Genomic DNA, 17,405 nt, shown 5'->3' on the forward strand with positions numbered 1-17,405 from the left:
CCGGCACCCTCACCCAAACACACTCTCCGCCAGCAGCTCCGCGACGTCACGCGCTCGTACCGTGTCCTCCGCGTCAAGCAGCTTGATACCGTCCTCCATCATCGTCAGACAGTACGGACATGCCGAGCCGATGACGGTCGGCGACGTCGACAGCGCTTGCGACGCTCGCGCTTCGTTCACCCGTACGCCGCTGCGCTCTTCCATCCACATGAGGCCGCCGCCTGCGCCGCAGCACATGCCATTCTCGCGATTGCGCTCCATCTCCAGCAGCTTTACGCCCGGAATCGCGCGAAGCAGATTACGCGGAGCATCGTAGATGCCGTTGTAGCGACCCAAGTAGCATGAATCGTGGAACACGACACGCTCCTTGAGCGGATGCACTGGCGTAATGAGCTGTTGTGCAACGAGCCGTTCGAGCAATGTTGTGTGATGCTCCACCACGACGGATTTGCTCAATCCAAAATCCGGATACTCATTCTTGAACGCATTGAACGTATGCGGGCAAATCGTCACAACCCGCTTCACGCCATAGCGTTCGAGCGTAGCGATGTTCTCGCTGCAAAGCGTCTGGAACAGCAGCTCGTTCCCCATCCGCCGCGCCGTATCGCCGGAGTTGCGCTCCTCCCCGCCGAGCACAGCGAACGGAACGCCGGCATGCTGGAGCAGCCGCACAACGGCGAACAATACTTTTCGGCTCCGCTGGTCATAAGCGCCCATTGTTCCTGCCCACAACACCAGCTCGGGACGTTCCTCCGAACTCCTTCGGGCTGCCTCCTGCATCGTCAGCACAGGCAATGTCTCAGCCGCAGAGCTGTTATACGCCGAGAGCCAGGCGACCCGCTCCGAACGTGGCAGTCCCCAAGGATTGCCCTGCCGTTCGATATTGTTCATCGCACGCTGACCCTCTGCGGGGATTTTGCCCTCGGTCAGGACGAGGAAGCGGCGCATATCGATGATTTTGTCCACATGCTCATTGCCTACGGGGCACTGGTCCTCGCAATTTCGGCAGGTCGTGCACGACCACAGCTCCGACTCCGTCATGACGTCGCCGATAAGTGCTACATCCGCTGGAGCAGTATCGCCGTGAATCGTCCACGCCCCCTTTTGCGCAGACATTGTCGGTCCAATGGTTGTAGAGGAATTGTCATCACCCGTATCGTTCACCCACAACACCGGCGCATCGCTCTTCATCACATGCGCGCTTCGCCCCACCCCTACGCCGCTGAAATCCGGCACCCAAGGCGATTTGGACGTAATCGCAGCGCCTTTCTCCGTCAAGTGATCGCGCAGCTTCGTGATGAGATGCATCGGCGATAGCAGCTTGCCGGTATTCGATGCCGGGCAAACATTCGTGCAGCGCCCGCATTCAACGCAGGCGTAGAGATCAAGCAACTGCTTCTGCGTGAACTGCTCAATCGCGCCGACTCCGAACGATTCCGCCTCTTCATCCTCGAGATCGAGCGGCGTCAGCTTTCCAGGTGCGGAGCGGCGGCGCAGCCACAAGTTAACTGGAGCGGTCAAGATATGAAAATGCTTCGACTGCGGCACATACACCAAGAACGACAGAAGCACCGCATAATGCAGCCACCAGAACAGCTCGTAGAGCACGCGGCCAGCACCCTCTGTTACACCAGCAGCATGCAGCGCCTCTGCGATTGCCGAAGATACCGGGGCGTAGCTCACATACAGCGAGGAAGCGCCGCCTGAAGACGCATCCTGCAAGCGGTTAAAAGCTTGTGCAAGCAACACCGTCAACATCAGACCCCCGATAAACCACAGCACAATAGAGGGCTTCCAGCCTCTTTTCAGACGGCGAAGCCGCTCCACATATCGCCGAAAGCCGCCGTAGAGCAGCGCCAGCAGCACGAGCGACACGGTGATTTCCTGCATATACACAAACCAGTGATAGTCCAGAAAAGGCAGCGGAGAACCGTTGATGCCTTCCCAGATAATGTCCAGCGCGCCGAACTGCAGAACAATAAACCCATAGAACAAGACCAGATGCATCAGTCCGCTGCGAATATCCTTCAGCAGCTTGCTATGGCCGAATACTTGGTACGCCCACTCAAACCCCCTGCGCGCCTCCGGACTCGTCATCGCCTCAGATGCAAGTGCAGCATTGGCTGAAAATGAAGAGAGACGAGCTGTTTCCCCACTCTCATTCTCATTCTCGTTATCGTCGTACTCATCCCCTGCTTCGTCATAGGGCGGTGCAGGCCGTTTCGGCGCAAGCTTTCTGCCAAGCCGCATGTAGCCGACTCTCCTGCTCACAACGAGGTAAAAGCACACGAGCGCTCCTGTCGTCATCCCCGCAAACAGCAGCCAGCGCAGCAGAGCAGCGAGCGGATGCACGCTTAGAAACCCCACAAAGATCCCTCCTTTGGAGCCGTTTGTACCATGGATAACGGGAGTGGTTCAGTATATGTCCCTCTGTCTTAGAACATGCGGATAGGCACCTGCCGCGAAGCGCGGCAACGGTCTATTTCAAGGGCCAAGTTCATAAGGTAACTACTAGTCGCAATAAGGCATGGAGGCTTAGTTTATCGTATTCGGCCGCTCGTCGGCGGTATGACTGATGCGGTCAATTAAGGATATTTCAGGAGGTGCTTTCGAAGCGATGCAGCTGGTCGTTCTAATGAAGCAGACGTTTGATACGGAGGAAAAAATCGAGCTCGTGAACGGCACCGCAGACGAGCAAAATGTGAAATTCATCATTAATCCATATGACGAATACGCGCTGGAGGAAGCGCTTCGGCTGCGCGAGGCACACGGCGGGAGCGTCACCGTCGTCTCCTGTGGACCGGCCCGCTCCATTGAAGCGCTCCGAACGGCTCTTGCCATGGGTGCAGACGAAGCAGTGCTCCTATCCTCGGAAGGCTTGCAGGGCGATGACGGCTATGCAGTAGCCGCAGCCCTCGCCAAGGTCGTAGAGCAGCTGCAGCCTGACCTGCTGCTCGCCGGGCTATTCGCCGTTGACCGAGGTGCGGGCAGCGTCGCGCTGCAAATCGCGGAGCGGCTCGGACTGCCGCAAGCGGCGGCGGCATTGAAGGTGGAGATACAAGCTGGCGGCGGCAGCGGAGGCGCTTCGCAGAGCGGAGCCTCGTGGGCTAAAGGCGGGGTGAAGCAAGTCGCTGTCGTAGAACGCGACACCGAGTGGGGCGTGGAGACGGTGGAGATTCCCCTCCCCGCTCTCATTACAGCGCAGCAAGGCCTCAACGAACCGAGGTATCCGTCGCTGCCGGGCATTATGAAAGCGAAGAAGAAGCCGCTGAAGCAGATCAGCGCTTCGGAGCTTGGACTCGCGGCGGATGATCACGCGCCGCGAACGGAGCGCGTAGCGCTGCTCGCGCCGCCGGTTCGCGCGGCGGGACGCAAGCTCGGCGGCACGCCGCAGGAGCAAGCCGCGCAGCTGGCGGATTTGCTGCAGCGCGAAGCGAAATTGTTCTAGGAGAGGAGGTCATACGCGATGACCGATACAGGAAAACGAACGGCACTCGTGTATGCCGAGTGCGCGGAGGGGGCTTTGCGGCGCGTGGCGCTGGAAGCGCTCGGCGCAGCGCGGCAGCTAGCCGGTGACGGCGGCAGCGTGCACGCCGTCGTTGTCGGCGGCGATTCCGCGACGCTTGGCGCGGCTGCCGCGGAGCTCGCTGCGCGCGGGGCGGAGGTCGTGCATGTCGCCTGCGACCCCGCCCTCGCGGGCTATGCGCCAGAGGCGTACGCCGCCGCCATCGGCGCAGCCATTGCTGCGGTGCAGCCGAGCATCATCGTGCTCGGCCACACCGCGGCGGGGCGCGAGCTCGCGCCCCGCGTGGCCGCCGCCGTGAATGGCGGCCATATCGCGGATGTGACCGCCGTCGACTTCGATGGCGACGGCGGCGCAGCCGCGATCTTCACGCGCCCGCTCTACGCCGGCAAGGCGTTCGAGCAGCGGCGGTTTCTCCCCGGCGCACCGCAGGTCATCACTGTGCGACCGAACAATCTGCCCGTCGCGGAGCCGGTCGCTCCCGGCAGCGAAGGCACGATCGCGGCGCTGGCGTACTCAGCGCCGCCGCTCTGGACCATCGTCCGCGACGTGGTGCGCAAAGCGAGCGGACGGATCGATCTCGCCGAGGCCGACATCATCGTCTCCGGCGGCAGAGGGGTGCGCAGCGCGGAGGGCTTCGCGCCGCTTGATGAGCTCGCCGCCGTCGTCGGCGGCGCGGTCGGCGCATCACGAGGCGCCTGCGATGCCGGCTATTGCGATTACTCGCTGCAGATCGGGCAGACGGGCAAGACCGTCACGCCCAAGCTCTATATCGCCTGCGGCATCAGCGGCGCGATCCAGCACCTCGCGGGCATGAGCCAATCCCGCGTCATTGTCGCCATCAACAAAGACCCCGAAGCGCCGATCTTCGGGGTCGCCGACTACGGCATTGTCGGGGACCTGTTCGAGGTTGTCCCTCTTCTGACGGAGCAATTCCGTACGATATTGCAGAAGCCCGGTTCTTAACTCGTGCGTAAGCTGACGCTAACGAACTCCAGAGTCGCTATTGGGCGCAAATAGCTCCCTTCGGATTTCTAACGAACCCCAGACTCGCTATTGCTGCCAAATGAGTCTCTTTGGGACCAGAAAGCGCTCAATAGCGTCACCTGGGTTCGTTACCGTTTCAAAAGTGCCGAATTCATTCGAATAAGGTCATTACGGTTCGTTAGCCAGCAAACAGCCAGCAACACAAAAACCAGGCCCCTAACGGCGGCCTGGTTTTCGTCTTTTCCATATCCAATTGAAACTCGCAACAATGATACTATACGCCGCCAATAGCACGACAACGAATGCCACGTACCCCACCCACCCGACATGAAGCGCCAGAAAGTAGCTGTCATGATAAGCATAGTCTTGCGGGGCACGGTTCCGATATTCTACGTACAAATGGAGCGCGATATAGGCTAACCATGGCACAGTAAGAGCCCCAGCTACGCCGCTCGCAAACTGCCGCATTGACATGGTGCTCCCCTACCTTTTCCATCCACTTATAATGGATTTTTCCATTATAGCTGGTAAGCAGGTGAATTGGCTCGCATCTCGCCGCCTACACCCCATAATTCTTAAAATCAATCTCCAAGAACCGCGCCACTTCCGGTATCCAGCGGCCTTCAACGAAATCGACGTGAACCGGATGAGCATTGTAGGCTTCGTAGTCGGCTTGGTTGTCGAATACCATGGAGAAGCCGTATTGATAGTCGTTCTTCACGCTCACTTGGTTGAACACTTGGAAGTTCCGCACCACCGGAATCGAAGTCAACAGACGTGCGCCATCACTCAGAAACTGCTGTGCCTCCGCCGATCCTGCCGCATGCTTCAAATCAAAAATCACCATGTGTTGAATGCTATTGTTATCCATTACCTTACTCCTCCTCGACTGTTTGCTTGATAGTAACTCATGAGTCATTCTCTCATTTCCTTCTACCACTTGGAACCCCAGCGAACGATAAAATAAATCCGCCTCCGGATTGCTGGTCCGCAGGACGAGTCGATCATAGGCAAAAGGACTCCCTTTCTCAGCATGCTCTATGATGGCTTTCATAAGTGCACGAGCTACACCTTGCCTGCGATACGCTGGAGCCACATAGACTCGCCGTACCCGACCTTCCGATCGCGCCGTCATCTCATGATTGAGCCCGCCAACGCCAGCCATATGTCCATCGACACACGCAACGAACAAAGCTTCACCCTCTTGATCGAACCGATTGGCACCATCAAGATAGTCGTTCACGAGCCGCCTGATATGGCGATAACCTTCCGCTTCACTCTCTACCAGCAGCGAATTCAGATCGTAATCTTCCAGACGCTCTACTTTGCAGATATCAATTTGCATAATCGGCAAGCCCCACTTTCCAACACCATTACTCTCTCGCTCTCGTGTCTCCCTGCCAACCTATGTATCCTTCGAAAACAACAAGATCCCTTCCCGCTTCTCCCAACCAGTCCGAGCCCAGAACCGGGTCCCGATCGCATTGTTCTCCAGCACGAAGAGATGGCATTTGGCAATGCCCGCTTCACGCAGCTTGCCAAGCGACAATTGCACAAGTTGCTGTCCGATGCCTCTTCCTCGAGTATACAGCGACACAGCAACATGATAGATAAACCCGCGCCGCCCGTCATGACCGCCGAGTATCGTGCCTAGCAGTTCACCTTCCTCCTCGCAGACGAAGCTTAAGCCCGGGTTACGCAGCAAATAAGCTTCGATCTCTTCCTTGGAGTCGGCGCTGCTGAGCACCATCCCTTCGGTCTTCATCCACAGCGAGTAAGCTGCCTCGTAATCGCCAATTGTCATTTCCCGATAGATCAATTCCATAACCGTCTTACCTCCACCAGCTGCTCACCTTCGAATTCGGCTTCATACAGATCCGGCATCGTCGTGCTTCTCCAGAAAGCAAAATCATACCGTTCATCGAAAGCGTTCAGCATCATCGCCATAATGTTGCCGTGCGTCCCAATAACGACGGTTTCGCCTCGATGCTCCCGAAGCAGCTTCTTAATAACTGATACCGCCCGCTGCTGAGCTTCTTCGAACGACTCTCCCCCAGGAAGCGCGAAGCGCTTATCCTCGAATGACCGCTGAATCACTCCGAGGAATTCCTCCCCAGCAAGCGGATATTCCGCTCCATGCAGCTGACGCTCTCGCAATTCTTCATAGCAGGTAATCGGCAGTCCATGAGCATCCGCCAGCCCTTGCACCGTAAGCTTCGCCCGCTGATAGGGACTGGAGACGACGTGATGAATTCGCGTCTCTCTCAAGCTATCACCGATGCGGCTCAAGGAGGCCTGTCCACGCTCTGACAGTCCTCGCGTCCGGTCAAGCTCAGGTACAAAAGGACCTATGGACTCTGCATGTCTGGCGAAGATTAGCTTTGTTCGCACCTTTGCATCCCTCCCCAGAAATGGCATGTTTCACTCATTATATTCCATTTTGGACGGAGATGGTTCTGTATTTTTCCTCCATGTTTTCCTGCACAACACAATCACAGCTAAAGCGACAATTGCCCCGTACAACGTCATCTCCAGGTCATGCTGTGAGTCCCAGATGTCCCCCTGCATCCCGAGAAAATCTTGCCCTTCTTTCTTCGGCGCAACAAATACAACGTACATCTCTCCGATCTCATAGAGCGCACCACAGCCGAGCAAAATCCAAGGAGTAAGCATGTACGCCCAAATTAGGCGTGTTCGGGAAACGCGTGTGAGAAGCTCTATCAAAGGGTAGCTGAGCAACACACCGAAGCCGCAATGAACGATGCGGTCATACATGTTCCTTCGAAGCTGAAACAGCGACTTCATCCACCGATCGACCGGCGTTTCTTGATACGCATAATGAGCCCCTATTGTATGGAGCAGGATGAGCAACAGGATCAGCGTGTAAGACACCCTGCTGAATTTGAACCAGCGATAGCTGATTGCGAGCACAATGGTCGCGGCAAAGATCAATATATTCTCCATCCACCAGTCAAGCACGATGCGAGGATGGATGGCGAGCAGCACCCAGAATATGACGAAAAGAACGATCTCGATGTGCAGCACATGATTGCGGCGAAATGGCAATGTTATCCCTCCAGTTAGCGTCACCAACAAACACGTTGACAACTGCCCCTTCTGGGGAGTATAACAAGAATAATTCGAAATTATGAAAATTCTACTGACGGGAACAAGCGCATCCGTAAGAAGGCATCCCCCAGAGAGCCGGTACCTGCTGAAAGCCGGCGTTTGCCAAACGTTTGCTGTATCCTCCCCGAGAAGCCGTGCTGAACCTTGTAGTCAGTAAGCACGGACGGAATCCGCCGTTACACGGAGCGCGTATGATAGTACGCGACAAAGGAGCCGTTATGTTAGCAGCCAGCCATCAGGCATGGGGCGCATACGGAATTAGGGTGGTAACGCGAGATGAATCTCGTCCCTTTCGGGGCGGGATTTTTTTGTATTTGTCATAAACGCGATATGGGGAGAGGAAGAAGGGAGCATGAAGGCTATGGTTAATGAATGGGACTACAGCGGTACGCACACCGTTGGACTGACGGAGATCGCACAGGCGCAAATGCATGTAAAAGAAGTGGCGGCGCGCACACCGCTGCAGCAGAATCGGGTGCTGTCTGAGCGTTATGGCTGCAATGTGCTGTTGAAACGGGAGGATCTGCAAGTGGTTCGCTCCTTCAAGCTGCGCGGCGCTTATCATCTGATTAAGTCGCTGCCTGAGGAATGTCTGCTCCGCGGCGTCGTCTGCGCGAGCGCAGGCAACCACGCGCAAGGCGTTGCCTACTCCTGCCATACGCTCGGCATCCCGGGCAAAATCTACATGCCAAGCACAACGCCGCGCCAGAAGGTCAACCAAGTAGCGTTCTTCGGCGGCTCGGATGTTGAGATCATTCTGACCGGCGACACGTTCGACGATGCCTTTAACGAGGCGATCAAAGCGAGCCGCAAGGATGACCTTGCCTTCATCCATCCTTTCGACGATCCGAAGATTATCGCGGGCAACGGCACGATTGGCAAAGAAATTATGGAGGCCGTAGACGCTGCTCCAGATTACATCTTCGTCACGATTGGCGGCGGCGGTCTTGCTGCAGGTGTTGCCGCTTATGTAAAAGCCGTATCGCCAAGCACGAAGATCATCGGCATTGAGCCCGAAGGCGCGCCTTCGATGCGCGCGGCGCTGGATGCCGGCGAAGTGCTCACGCTGGATACGATCGACAAATTCGTAGACGGCGCCGCAGTGAAGCGCGTCGGTGAGCTGACGTTCCGCATGTGCCGCGAAATGCTCGACGACATCATTATCGTGCCGGAGGGCAAAGCCTGCACGGCAATGCTCGATCTGTACAACGAGAATGCAATCGTTGTAGAGCCAGCAGGATCGCTGCCAATTGCGGCGCTGGACCTGTACCGCGAGCAGATCGCCGGCAAAACCGTCGTCTGCGTCATCAGCGGCGGCAACAACGATGTCGACCGGATGCAAGAGATTAAGGAGCGGTCGCTCGTCTTTGAAGGGCTGAAGCATTATTTTATGGTCAACTTCCCTCAGCGTGCCGGCGCCCTTCGCGAATTCCTTGATGAGGTGCTTGGACCGGACGACGACATTACACGGTTTGAATATACGAAGAAGCATAACAAGGATAACGGCCCTGCCCTTGTCGGCATCGAGCTGAAAAATCGGCAAGATTACGCACCGCTTGTCGACCGGATGAATAAGAAAGGCCTCAATTTCCTGGAGCTGAACAAAGACCCTGTTCTGTTCAACCTGCTCATCTAATCCTTGCTGAAGGTTAGCTGAACGCTTGCTGATATCCCATGCCCGGCTGCTCCTAACGGAGTGGACGGGCTATTTTTGTGCAATGTTTCGTTCGAAATATGGGAATCCTGATAATACTTTGTGAAACGTACTGATCATCCGATTCGTAAATGGAAGGGCAAGCACACTTTGTCTAATATGCTGAAGGGCTTGGTTGGATTTTTATACCAGCTTGCATATAATAAAGACGTCTATCCGCCCGCCGTGCCCGAATCGTGGATGCAAAGGGGATTTAAGACCATGCCTAAACGATTATTTTCACGCGAAATCATTCTGTTCTCGGTCATTTTGTTCTTCGTCGAATTCGTGCGCGGGGCTGCACTTATCAGCTTCATGCCGATCTACGGGGAGAAAATACTCGGTTTATCGCTCGATATCATCGGCATTGCGATAACCGCCCACTATCTAACCGATACCGCGCTCAAGATGGCGATCGGTTATCTGCTTGACCGGTTCTCGATTCGATTCGTCGTACATACCGGCTTATTCGTCTCGCTTATCGGCATATTTCTCGTCCCATTCGCACATGCTCCATGGCTCTTCATTTTAGCCGCAGCATTATATGGAGTCGGGATCTCACCAATCTGGATCGTTTGTTTGACGAAGGTGACGGATGATCGCAGAGCGATGCAGATGGGCTTTCTCTACACGATCTGGTTCATCGGCATCGGTGCCGGACCGATCGTCAGCAACCTGCTGCTCGACTATAGCAAGTCCTTCACCTACTACCTGCTCCTCGGATTCGCCCTGCTCTGCTGGCTGCTGTCGCTGTTCATCAATAACAGCAAAGCGCCTGGCGCTGCGGTATCGCTTCCGCTTCGGGAGCAGTTCGTCATCTTGAAAGACCGGCTGCGCCACATGCGCCTGCTGCTGCCTGGCATGGTGCTGCAGACAATGGGAGCTGGAATGCTCGTTCCGATTCTACCGAGCTTCGCCGAACACAAGCTTGACATGAACGGTGCGCAATATTCGCTGCTTCTTACAGCCGGAGGAGCCTGCACGGTGCTTGGCCTTATTCCGCTTGGCCGCTTGTCGGACATCCTTGGCGGCAAGAAGTGGTTCCTCGTGCTCGGCTTTGTCTTCATTGGCGTCTCGCTTTATATGCTCTCGCTCGCTCCGCCGATGTGGGAGTGCATCGTGCTTACCGGCGTACTCGGCCTCTCGTATGCGACGCTGCTGCCTGCTTGGAACGCGCTGCTCGCCAATTACGTCCCTCCGAAGCAGCAAGGGCTCGGCTGGGGCATCTTCTCCACTGTTGAAGGCATTGGCGGCATGATCGGGCCAGTAATCGGCGGTACGCTTGCTACTTGGCAGGGTCAGTCTTCTGTGCTGTGGTACAGCGGCATCATGTACGCCGTTATTGGATTTTTCTACATTTGGTTCCCATTCCGTGCGTTTAAAGAGAAAGAATAAAACGAGCTTATCGGGATGAGGTTAGGGGAGAGTTACAAGGATGGATCACTTTCAAGATTGGATTCACTCGTTTAAAAATTTAGATCTTGAGCATATGCAGAAGACGCTGGAGAGCTATAAGGCATACGGCCCGCTGCCGGGCATTCTGCTGCCGCTCGCAGAATCGTTCCTTCCGGTGCTGCCGCTGCTTGTATTCGTCGCCGCCAACGCGAATATCTATGGGCTATGGCTAGGCTCGCTGCTATCCTGGATCGGCGTATGCAGCGGCTCGATTCTGTTGTTCTGGATCTCGCGCAAGCTCGGAGGACATCTAAGCGGCTGGATCCGCCGCAAATTCCCGCGCGCCTCAAAGCTGCTCGTGTTTATTGAGAAACGCGGCTTTACGCCGATCTTTCTATTCGCTTGTTTCCCATTCTCGCCTTCAGCCATCATTAATGTCGTCTCCGGCCTTAGCCGTATTTCCTTCGGCTCATTCGTCCTCGCGGTACTGCTGGGCAAAGCCGTCATGATTCTCAGCGTCTCGGTGCTCAGCTTCGACATTGGCAAGCTGACGGAGCAGCCATGGCGGATCATCCTTGCCCTCGTCCTGTTTATTGTCATGTGGTTCGGTGGCAAGAAGCTTGAGTCACGCTATCAACTGAAATAATAAGCGAGGAACCTCTGCCATGATGAATACGATTGCTACTGTTGTTGTTCTTGCTGTTGTTGGAGCGCTCGTCGCGGCTATGATAGCGATGGTCCGAATTTCCGGTGACGACTCCGGCAAGCATACCGATTTAAAGCAGTTCGTGGAAGCGCTTTTTGGCGGATCCGCAGCGCAAGCGGCGAGCAAGGAGACCACCGAGGAACTTCGAGCTCAGAATGACAGCGCCTTGCAAGCAGCGGCTAAGCAGCCCTTCACGGAGCCATGTCCCGCCTGCGGCGATCCTGTCACCCATCAAGATGTCGATTGTCCGTCCTGCGGGCTGCGGCTGTTATAGCTGTAACCACCCGCTACATAGTTTCTCCCCTCTCGTGGCACACTGAGAAAGGCATTTCAATTATTATGACCTATCGATCAGGAGGCCACCGTATGTCAGGCGAACAACCTTCCCACTTGCAAGTGAAAGCGAGCAAGGCGCAGTCGAAAGCAGATCGGACAGGCGCAGGCAAAGCTGAGGCGAGTTCAGTGCAATCCGCTGCTGACCGCGCCGCTGTTCCTAAACATGGCCTGTAAGGCGTAAGGCTGCGGCTGACCGATGAGACTTTTCAGGAGGAGAACGTGATGAACGAACAATTAGGGCATAATCAGATGGACCCGGTATCAGGTGAGCCCGTTGAGGTAGATGGTGTCTATAAGAACGAGCTTGGACGCGAGGAGCATCTGAAGCGCAATGATGTCTTCCCTGCTGACCCATCGATCGGTACGACGGAATGGGAGCTCATCCAGCTTGACTTTGATAATCACCATGAAGGCAAGACCGATGAGCGGCTTACGCCGAAGAAGGAAATCACTCAGCATGAAGCACATCTGCAGCATCCGCGCAGACATCCGGACGATGTTGATAAATAATAGCCAAGCAGCACTAGCAGCATGACGATAAACGCCCTTGTACCTGTCAGCGATGAGCAGATGCTCTTCTCGCCTGACGATACAAGGGCGTTTTTTCTAATGCTATTGATAGTAGTATGTGCTATTGCAGGCTCAGCTCTGCTGCGCCTTCGCGCTGCTGCACCTGGTCCGCTACTTTGTCGAGGCGGCGCAGATGATAACCGTACTCCAACATCGACGAGGCAACGAACACAAGGCGCTTATTATGAGCGTGTTCTTCTTGTAAGTAATTCGTCAGCTGCTCAATGAGCCGATCCTCCCGCTCCTGCTCCGGCTCGATTGAAGCGAACGGCTTCATTTTGCCGGCTAGCTTGAGCAAGATATGTTCATGATACTTCGCGAGCTCCTCGATCTGGGCATCGAACCGCTTCGCCCACATCTCCGCATCCGCCGCCGAGAAATAATGCTCCTCTACAACCTCGAGCAGATCGACGCCTTTATGCAGCGCTTTGATGAGATGCTTGGATAGAATGAGCTGCCTCGCTCGTGCTACCTTGCGCTTCGGAAGCAGCGATCGCTCCTCCTCGAACAGCAAGTACGACTCATCCAGCTTGCGCAGGATACCCTCCAGCTTCTCCTTCTCCCTGCGATGCACATCCTCCTTCATCTCATTCGAGATGGCAAGACGCAGCAGGAGCGACAGCTGGTTGTAGGCCTCCTGAACTTGACTGACGAACTGCTTGCGCGGACGCGGCGGAATAATGAGCGTGTTCACGGCGAAAGCAGCCGCCATCCCTGTCAGTACCATAAGGACGCGATCCAGCGCGAATGTCCAGCCTCCCTGATTCGCTTCCATTACCGCTACAACTGTGACGAGCGTAAGGCCGATGGTGCTTTCCATCCGCAGCTTGATGCTAACTAGAATGACAATAATACAAACAAGTCCGACTGCAATCGGCGCCGTCCCGAACAGACGAACTGCCGCCAGGGCGACAGCTGCGCCGAGCAAATTCGTTTGTAGCTGGTCCACGACCTGCTGCCACGAGCGGGAAATGGACGGCTGGATGGTGAAGATCGAAGCTACTGCTGCGATAATCGGAGATGGAAAGCCAAGCATGTTGCTCAGGTAGACGGCCAGGGCGACGGCTAGCCCCGTCTTCAGAACTCGTGCGCCAATTGTCATACCACACCGCTCCTTGTTCCAGACTCAAGCAACTGTATGTTCGTCTCGGCAACCGCAAGACCGTTCACCACAAGCGTCAGTCTATGTAACCCCTCATAATGCTTACGCGTCGATAAGTCCTTCCAGCTCAGCTTCTTCGAGCCCCCGAAGCGGGTGCCCGGTGCTGCTTTCTTGTCGGTGACGAGGAACCGTTTCTCCGATACCTTGCCCCCAGACTTCACGTAGAAGACGCCGAGCTCCACGCGAAGCCGCAGCAGCTCCGTGCTTGATGACTGGCGCAGCTTCACTTCGAAGCGCAGCTCGCTATCTTCGCCAATACGCACTTCCGCCTGAAGTGCCTCAAGCGACGCATGCTCGACGAAGCCTTCCGCGTCTGCGTCCGCGCTGTGCTCCTCGTAACCGAACAGCGCCATAATAGCTGGATCCGCCGCTTTAATAAGCGTGCGGCAGCCATGGCGGACAATCCAGTCCGTCCACGGATGATGGCCCATCCAGCGCTTCGCGATTTCTTTAACAACCTCTGGATGATCCTTGGCAATATCGTTCAAATTATTAGCAACACTCTTGCGTACATAGAGCGACGAATCGCACTTCAGCAGCTCAAGGAGCGGAACAATCGGCGACGGGTCCTTCTTGTACATCGTTAATGCAGGCGCCCACGGCAGGCGCGGTCTACAGCCTTCGCTGGCAAGCCGGCGGATATGCTCATTCGGGCTTAGCGCCCATTCCATCATTCGGCCGAGCGTGCGCTCTGGCGCCTGCAGCAGAAACGGCCGGATTGCGAACTCCGCTGAGGACTGCGCCGTGAAGCGCTCGAGTGCATCCAAGGAACGCTCGTGATGATGCTCTTCTAATCCATACACCTCTACAAAATCAGGGAAAAATAAATACGGGAAGCCTGCGCACTGCTCATGAATAGCAAGCAATACACCGAGCGCCTCCGGGTATGATGCAGGCAAAGTTGCCCCAAGTGAGTGCGTAATGCGCCGGATTCGGCCTTTCAGCTCGAGCTCCTCCCAGCCGTCTTCCATGACGAGCCCAATAAACGCCTCTTGTTCAAAAGGCGCCCACGCGGAGGCGACGCGCGCCGCGAATTGCCGCAGGAACGGCAGGTCATACATTGCTTTTAACGGTTCAGCCATATCTTGTCTAACCTCCTTCCGTTATTATAGCCGATTCTGCTGCAAAAAGAAGTTGGCGTGCATGTCCAGAGCCCCTTATAATGAGGGCTAGTTAGAGGAGGAGTCGCATCATGTGGATATTCGCGGTGAATGAACGAGCCGGAAGCGGCCGTGGGAAAATAATATGGAAGCTTGTTGAAGCCGAGCTGCGCCGCAGAAATCTTCCATATCAAGCCGTCATTGCGGATTCGGCTGAGTCTGCGTGCGAAGAAGTGTGCAGCTTGCTGGAACGGAGCAGGACAAGCAGCAGCGATGAAGCACGCGCAGAGGTGAGAGCGGTTACAGTAATCGGCGGCGACGGTACGATTCATAGTATCCTGCCGGCTCTGCAAGGCAGCGGCGTTCCGCTGGGTCTCATCCCCGCCGGCTCCGGCAACGACACTGCGCGAGCCTTCGGCATTCCGAAGCAGCCGCTCGCGGCGCTTGAACGCGTGCTGCAGGGCGAGGCAGTGCCGGTCGATCTCATTATGCTCGGCGGCAGGTGCAGTGGCAGCGATAACGTTCAGCCGAAGCCCATATTGACCGCGCTCGCCGTCGGCTTCGACGCAGCGATTGCCTCCGCGGTGAATCGTTCCTCTTATAAACAGCTATGTAATCGGCTTGGCGTCGGCTCGCTTGCCTATGTCATCGCTCTCTTCCAGATGCTGCTGACCTATCGCCCTCGTCCGATGACGGTGACAATTGACGGTACGCCGCATGCTTACAAACGCGGCTGGATGGCTGCGATCTGCAACGTGTCCGCTTACGGCGGCGGTCTGCGTATCTGCCCGGAGGCATCGCCTTCCGATGGATTGCTTGATATCTGCATTGTACATACATGTACGCCGCTGCAGCTGCTGCGCCTCTTCCCAACGCTGCTTACGGGCAAGCATGTGCGGCTGCCTTTCGTGACGATGCTGCGCGGACAACGTATATCGGTAACCGCCGATTCTGTGGAGGGAGCTGCTCCTATCTCCGCGTTCGGAGACGGCGAGCCGGTCTGCGAGGTGCCGCTTGAGGTGGAGGCTGCTTCAAATCGGCTGCTTTTGGTGAGATAATCTTTGATCGCCTTTGCGATTCCGATATAATAGGGCAGAAGGAGTTGATAGCATCATGAAAATTTTAAAAGAGTTTAGAGAGTTTGCCGTCCGAGGCAATGTGCTCGATCTTGCTGTCGGGGTTATCATAGGGGGCGCATTCGGCAAAATCGTAACCTCATTGGTCAATGACATTATTATGCCTCCGATCAGCAAGCTGATGGGCAACGTCAATCTGGTTGATAAGTTTTTTCTACTTAAGCATGTTGACGATCGTCCGGAGACCTTAGCGGCTGCACAAGCCAAAACGATACCTGTCATTGCATACGGCAATTTTATCAACGTTATCCTCGATTTCACCATTGTGGCTTTCTGTATCTTCATGATCGTCAAGGGAGCTAATACACTGCGCCGCATAGGCAACAAGGAGGCAGAGGTTGTCGCAGCTCCAGAGCCGACTGAGAAGGACTGCCCGTACTGCTTGACGAAGATTCCAATCAAAGCAACGCGCTGCGGTCACTGTACTTCGCATCTGACTGAGATGCCGGATGGCGTGCAGGAAGGATTGGCTTAAGTGATGGAGGAAGAGCAGTTCGATTACTACGACGAAGCCGGCAATTGGCTCGGCACGGCTAGCCGCAGCGATGTGCATGCTCGCGGGCTGTGGCATCGCTCCATTCATTGCTGGCTGGCGCGGCGAGACGGCGAGCGCAAGCTTGTCCTGTTCCAGCAGCGCAGCATCGATAAGGATACGTTCCCGAGCCACTTCGACGTCACGGCCGCCGGCCATCTAAGCGCCGGTGAAACGATGCAAGACGCCGCTCGGGAGATCGATGAAGAGCTCGGAGCGCATGTCCCGTTCGATGCGCTCATCCCGCTTGGCGAAGCCCGCAAGGAAACTGCGGGCTTCGCCAAAGGCGCGGCCTTCATCGACCGCGAGGCGAGCGAGGTGTTCGGCTTTATTTACGACGCGCCGATCGCTTCGCTAACCCTGCAGCCGGAAGAAGTGGCCGGGATTTACGAAGCCGATCTCGAAGCGATGATTGCGCTGTTCGAGGGACGTCAGGATCACGCAGAGGCGGCCGGTTTCCGGCTTGGCTCTGATCAACAGCCGATAGCGGCTTCCGTTCAAGTAAAGGCTTCGGACTTCGTGCCAAGGCCAGCAAGCTACTATTCCGGCGTATTCCGCGCTTTACTGCTCGAGCTTTGAGCGGTAAGGCGCTTTTTTTATGGGCGATCGCTTTGCCCCTCTTCTCCCGCTTCTGCTGTGGCAGCGCGGCAGCTATGCCAGCGGCATCGCTTCCGCTTCGTCCCGCGTTCGCTTGACCTGTTGCACGCTCCCAGTTCGTATACCATTGATCGATCAATCCGTGGATTTTGTAGAACATCGTAGTGGCAGGCGCAATGTCGAAGTCGTTCAGCGCCTCCTCGTTAAACCATCTCGCCGCTTCCTGATGCATGCAGCCGTGAAGGTTCGAGCCTTCAATGAACAAGCCCAGCTGATCCAACGTTGCGAAGGATTGCGGGTTATTCACTACGCGGGCTTCAGCCGCACGGTTATAACAACGGGCGTTACGAATAACTTCGGGCGGCACATTAGGCCAACCCGCTACAAGCTGCGGATCGTAGCCCTGAGCGTTATACCACTGCAATGCTTTTCGAATAAAGTAGCGGTGAAATTGCATAAACTGCTGGCCATAACCTGGCGGCAGCAGCGCAGGATTATCAAAATGATTCGCGTGGTGCCAGCGCATATGCTCATCTAGT

The 17,405-nt window shown here is 56.0% G+C and carries 20 protein-coding genes; 12 read left to right on the forward strand and 8 right to left on the reverse strand.

Annotated features, from left to right (window positions below; genetic code table 11):
- Nucleotides 1-9 precede the first annotated feature (9 nt).
- Nucleotides 10-2,307 carry a (Fe-S)-binding protein gene (locus tag AC0YNX_RS14630; RefSeq protein ID WP_475816758.1) on the reverse strand — a complete coding sequence of 766 codons (2,298 nt, stop codon included), beginning with the start codon at nt 2,305-2,307 and terminating at the stop codon, nt 10-12.
- A 310-nt stretch (nt 2,308-2,617) separates the two neighbouring features.
- Here AC0YNX_RS14630 and AC0YNX_RS14635 point away from each other — a divergent pair, with 310 nt between their 5' ends.
- On the forward strand, nt 2,618-3,448 hold the full coding sequence (locus tag AC0YNX_RS14635; RefSeq protein ID WP_475816759.1) for an electron transfer flavoprotein subunit beta/FixA family protein: 831 nt from the start codon (nt 2,618-2,620) through the stop codon (nt 3,446-3,448).
- Between the two features lie 18 nt (nt 3,449-3,466).
- The gene (locus AC0YNX_RS14640) at nt 3,467-4,489 is read left to right on the forward strand and encodes an electron transfer flavoprotein subunit alpha/FixB family protein (protein WP_475816421.1); all 1,023 of its coding nucleotides are present in this window, start codon (nt 3,467-3,469) and stop codon (nt 4,487-4,489) included.
- 237 nt (nt 4,490-4,726) lie between these two features.
- Here AC0YNX_RS14640 and AC0YNX_RS14645 read toward each other — a convergent pair whose 3' ends face one another.
- The 5 genes from AC0YNX_RS14645 to AC0YNX_RS14665 all read right to left on the reverse strand — a co-directional run bounded on the left by AC0YNX_RS14645 (nt 4,727) and on the right by AC0YNX_RS14665 (nt 7,576).
- On the reverse strand, nt 4,727-4,978 hold the full coding sequence (locus tag AC0YNX_RS14645; RefSeq protein ID WP_475816422.1) for a hypothetical protein: 252 nt from the start codon (nt 4,976-4,978) through the stop codon (nt 4,727-4,729).
- Between the two features lie 91 nt (nt 4,979-5,069).
- Nucleotides 5,070-5,855, reverse strand: a complete 786-nt coding sequence (locus AC0YNX_RS14650; protein ID WP_475816423.1) for a GNAT family N-acetyltransferase — start codon at nt 5,853-5,855, stop codon at nt 5,070-5,072.
- Nucleotides 5,856-5,915: 60 nt separating this feature from the next.
- Complete coding sequence (locus AC0YNX_RS14655) at nt 5,916-6,335, reverse strand: GNAT family N-acetyltransferase (RefSeq protein WP_475816424.1); 420 nt, start codon at nt 6,333-6,335, stop codon at nt 5,916-5,918.
- Nucleotides 6,326-6,901: a histidine phosphatase family protein gene (locus AC0YNX_RS14660; RefSeq protein WP_475816425.1), complete on the reverse strand. Its 576-nt coding sequence runs from the start codon at nt 6,899-6,901 to the stop codon at nt 6,326-6,328. The genes AC0YNX_RS14655 and AC0YNX_RS14660 overlap by 10 nt, the downstream gene beginning before the upstream one ends.
- Before the next feature lie 30 nt (nt 6,902-6,931).
- On the reverse strand, nt 6,932-7,576 hold the full coding sequence (locus AC0YNX_RS14665) for a DUF2238 domain-containing protein (RefSeq protein WP_475816426.1): 645 nt from the start codon (nt 7,574-7,576) through the stop codon (nt 6,932-6,934).
- Nucleotides 7,577-8,000: 424 nt separating this feature from the next.
- Between AC0YNX_RS14665 and ilvA the strand changes: the two genes are divergently transcribed.
- The 6 genes from ilvA to AC0YNX_RS14695 all read left to right on the forward strand — a co-directional run bounded on the left by ilvA (nt 8,001) and on the right by AC0YNX_RS14695 (nt 12,279).
- Nucleotides 8,001-9,275 (forward strand): threonine ammonia-lyase IlvA, encoded by a 1,275-nt coding sequence (gene ilvA, locus AC0YNX_RS14670; RefSeq protein WP_475816427.1) that lies wholly within the window; start codon nt 8,001-8,003, stop codon nt 9,273-9,275.
- 279 nt (nt 9,276-9,554) lie between these two features.
- Nucleotides 9,555-10,727 carry an MFS transporter gene (locus tag AC0YNX_RS14675; RefSeq protein ID WP_475816428.1) on the forward strand — a complete coding sequence of 391 codons (1,173 nt, stop codon included), beginning with the start codon at nt 9,555-9,557 and terminating at the stop codon, nt 10,725-10,727.
- A 40-nt stretch (nt 10,728-10,767) separates the two neighbouring features.
- Entirely contained in the window at nt 10,768-11,373 is a 606-nt protein-coding gene (locus tag AC0YNX_RS14680) for a TVP38/TMEM64 family protein (protein WP_475816429.1), read from the forward strand.
- A 19-nt stretch (nt 11,374-11,392) separates the two neighbouring features.
- Nucleotides 11,393-11,707 (forward strand): zinc ribbon domain-containing protein, encoded by a 315-nt coding sequence (locus AC0YNX_RS14685; protein ID WP_475816430.1) that lies wholly within the window; start codon nt 11,393-11,395, stop codon nt 11,705-11,707.
- Nucleotides 11,708-11,799: 92 nt separating this feature from the next.
- Complete coding sequence (locus AC0YNX_RS14690; protein WP_475816431.1) at nt 11,800-11,943, forward strand: hypothetical protein; 144 nt, start codon at nt 11,800-11,802, stop codon at nt 11,941-11,943.
- A 48-nt stretch (nt 11,944-11,991) separates the two neighbouring features.
- On the forward strand, nt 11,992-12,279 hold the full coding sequence (locus tag AC0YNX_RS14695) for a transposase (RefSeq protein WP_475816432.1): 288 nt from the start codon (nt 11,992-11,994) through the stop codon (nt 12,277-12,279).
- A gap of 121 nt (nt 12,280-12,400) precedes the next feature.
- Here AC0YNX_RS14695 and AC0YNX_RS14700 read toward each other — a convergent pair whose 3' ends face one another.
- Complete coding sequence (locus AC0YNX_RS14700) at nt 12,401-13,441, reverse strand: FUSC family protein (RefSeq protein ID WP_475816433.1); 1,041 nt, start codon at nt 13,439-13,441, stop codon at nt 12,401-12,403.
- Nucleotides 13,438-14,583, reverse strand: a complete 1,146-nt coding sequence (locus AC0YNX_RS14705) for a DNA alkylation repair protein (protein ID WP_475816434.1) — start codon at nt 14,581-14,583, stop codon at nt 13,438-13,440. The genes AC0YNX_RS14700 and AC0YNX_RS14705 overlap by 4 nt, the downstream gene beginning before the upstream one ends.
- A 110-nt stretch (nt 14,584-14,693) precedes the next feature.
- Here AC0YNX_RS14705 and AC0YNX_RS14710 point away from each other — a divergent pair, with 110 nt between their 5' ends.
- From AC0YNX_RS14710 to AC0YNX_RS14725, 4 genes are read left to right on the forward strand one after another with little or no spacing between them, the layout of a single operon-like run.
- Nucleotides 14,694-15,659, forward strand: a complete 966-nt coding sequence (locus tag AC0YNX_RS14710) for a diacylglycerol/lipid kinase family protein (protein WP_475816435.1) — start codon at nt 14,694-14,696, stop codon at nt 15,657-15,659.
- 55 nt (nt 15,660-15,714) lie between these two features.
- Nucleotides 15,715-16,212 (forward strand): large conductance mechanosensitive channel protein MscL, encoded by a 498-nt coding sequence (gene mscL, locus AC0YNX_RS14715; RefSeq protein WP_475816436.1) that lies wholly within the window; start codon nt 15,715-15,717, stop codon nt 16,210-16,212.
- Nucleotides 16,213-16,215: 3 nt separating this feature from the next.
- On the forward strand, nt 16,216-16,848 hold the full coding sequence (locus AC0YNX_RS14720) for an NUDIX hydrolase (RefSeq protein ID WP_475816437.1): 633 nt from the start codon (nt 16,216-16,218) through the stop codon (nt 16,846-16,848).
- Between the two features lie 19 nt (nt 16,849-16,867).
- A complete protein-coding gene (locus AC0YNX_RS14725) occupies nt 16,868-17,404 on the forward strand; it encodes a hypothetical protein (RefSeq protein WP_475816438.1) in 537 nt (178 codons plus the stop codon).
- Nucleotide 17,405 lies beyond the last annotated feature (1 nt).

The sequence above is a fragment of the Paenibacillus sp. J31R98 genome (assembly GCF_056269245.1).